Annotated in this window: 2 protein-coding genes; both read left to right on the plus strand. The window is 64.1% G+C overall.

What is annotated here, in order from left to right; genetic code table 11:
* Positions 1 to 169 precede the first annotated feature (169 nt).
* A complete protein-coding gene (gene istA / locus PQR02_RS40130; RefSeq protein ID WP_408243341.1) occupies positions 170 to 1696 on the plus strand; it encodes an IS21 family transposase in 1527 nt (508 codons plus the stop codon).
* A gap of 12 nt (positions 1697 to 1708) precedes the next feature.
* The gene (gene istB / locus PQR02_RS40135; RefSeq protein ID WP_408243342.1) at positions 1709 to 2476 is read left to right on the plus strand and encodes an IS21-like element helper ATPase IstB; all 768 of its coding nucleotides are present in this window, start codon (positions 1709 to 1711) and stop codon (positions 2474 to 2476) included.
* The last annotated feature ends 11 nt before the right edge of the window (positions 2477 to 2487 follow it).

The following is a 2487-nucleotide window of genomic DNA, read 5'->3' on the forward strand; positions in this document are numbered from 1 at the left end:
GTGCGTATTTCGGGCGAACGTGACCGGCCGTTTCGGGATGGTGACCGGTGATTTCGGCAACGTGACCGACGAATCCGGGAACGTGACCGACCGGATCGGAAGGAAGGATTGGCGTTGCGCATGACTTCAACGATGCGGGCTATGCTCGCCGGCTTTTGCCGGAGAGACCATGCCCGCGCACCGGATGAACATGCGCATGATCAAAGACGTTTTACGACTCAAGTTCGACGGCGGCTTCTCGCACGACCGGATCGCCGCGTCGCTGGGCATTTCCAAGGGCGTGGTCACGAAGTACCTCGGGCTGGCCGGTGCGGCCGGGCTCGACTGGTCAAGTGCCTGCGATATGGACGAAGGCGAGCTCGAGCGGCGGCTACTGGGCAAGCCGACGGGGCCAGCGGCCTACGCCCAGCCTGACTACGGGCGCATCCATCAGGAGCTGCGCCGCAAGGGTATGACGCTCACGCTGCTGTGGGAGGAGTACCAGGCCGAGTTCGCGGACCGGCAGACCTACCGCTACACTCAGTTCTGCGAGCACTACAGGACGTTCACGAAACGCCTGAAGCGCTCGATGCGGCAGATTCACCGCGCCGGCGAGAAACTGTTCGTCGACTTCGCCGGCCCAACGCTGCCGCTGACCACTGGGCGCCGCGCGCACATCTTCGTGGCCGCCATGGGCGCCTCGAGCTACACGTTCGCGTGCGCGACGCCGGCAGAAACGATGGAGGACTGGCTCGGCGGCATCGCACGCGCCCTGACGTTCTATGGGGGCGTGCCACAGCTGATCGTGCCGGACAATCCGCGCGCGATGATTGCCGATCCCGACCGCTATGAACCTCGCGCGGGCGACACCGTGCTGGACTTCGCACGCCACTACGGCACGTCATTCCTGCCTGCTCGCGTCTATCGCCCCCAGGACAAGCCGAAAGTTGAGGTGGCAGTCCAGGTGGTCGAACGCTGGATCATGGCGCGTCTGCGTCATCACCGGTTTGCGTCGGTCCAGTCCGTCGATGACGCGATCCGTCCGCTGTTAAAGAAGCTGAACGATCGCCCGTTCCAGAAGCTGCCAGGATGTCGCGCCAGCGCATTTGCACAGCTTGACGCGCCAGCATTGCAGCCGCTGCCGGCCCAACCCTATGAGCTCGCGCGCTTCAAGACGGTGACGGTGCACATTGACTATCACGTCGAGATCAACAAACACCGATACAGCGTGCCGCACGCGCTGGTTGGCCTCAAGCTCGATGCGCGCATCACAGCCGGTGCTGTCGAGCTATTGCATCGCGGTCGCCGTGTCGCCAGCCACGCCCGTAATGATCGCGCGGGCGGCTACACCACTGTCGTCGAACACATGCCGGCAGCTCACCGCGCCCATCTCGAGTGGACGCCACAACGGCTCATCCACTGGGGTCAGCAGATCGGTGCAGCAACCGGCGCACTCGTCACCCGGCTGCTGCAGGAACAGCGTCACCCGGAACACGGTTATCGGGCGTGCCTCGGATTGCTCTCGCTCTCACGCCGTTATGGCCGCGAGCGTCTCGAAGCGGCCTGTGCACTGGCGCTCGAACTGGGCACTCACCGTTACCGCCATGTGCGCGACATCCTGATCAACAACCGCGACCGCGCTGCTGCTGCGGCGGCGCCCGCCGACTGGATCAGCCCAAGCCATGCGCACGTACGCGGCCCCAGCTACTACCAATAAAGAGAACCCGCCATGATGATGCAACAGACACTGACGCAACTGCGTGCCCTGAAGCTTGAGGGCTTCGCTGACGGTCTCGAAGAACAATTGATACAGCCCGGGGCGGCCAGCCTGAGTTTCGAGGAACGCCTGTCGCTGCTGGTCGATCGGGAGGCCAACTGCCGCGACGATCGGCGCCGCGCCCGGCTGCTCAAGCAGGCGCGCCTCAAGTACCCGCAGGCCGCTATCGAGGACCTCGACACCCGATCCGGCCGGGGCGTGGATGCGCGCACGCTCACGAGCCTCGCCCTTGGTGACTGGGTCGAAGCCGGCTACAGCCTGCTCATTAGCGGGCCGACGGGCGCCGGGAAATCGTGGCTTGCTTGCGCTCTCGCACAGTACGCCTGCCGGCGCGGGCATTCGGCTTTATATCTGCGCGTACCACGGCTGAATGAAGAGCTGCGAATCCTGCACGGCAACGGCGGCTTCACCAAATGGCTGCTGCAGGTCGCCCGTGTTGACGTCCTTCTCCTGGACGATTGGGGCATGGCACCGCTCGACGCGATGGTTCGAAACGATCTGCTGGAGATGATCGACGATCGCGCGGCCAGCAAAGCGACGATCGTCACCAGCCAGTTACCGATTGAGCACTGGCACGGCTGGATCGGCGACGAGACCATCGCCGACGCGATGCTCGACCGTCTGATGCAACGTCATCACCGGATCACGCTTACCGGCGAGTCGCTCCGGAAAGCATCCCTCAAACCTAAAAACGTGGAGCCCGAACTCGACCAGAACTGACACGAGACCAT

This window comes from Paraburkholderia sediminicola, from assembly GCF_046026895.1.
GTDB classification, from domain to species: Bacteria; Pseudomonadota; Gammaproteobacteria; order Burkholderiales; family Burkholderiaceae; genus Paraburkholderia; species Paraburkholderia sediminicola_C.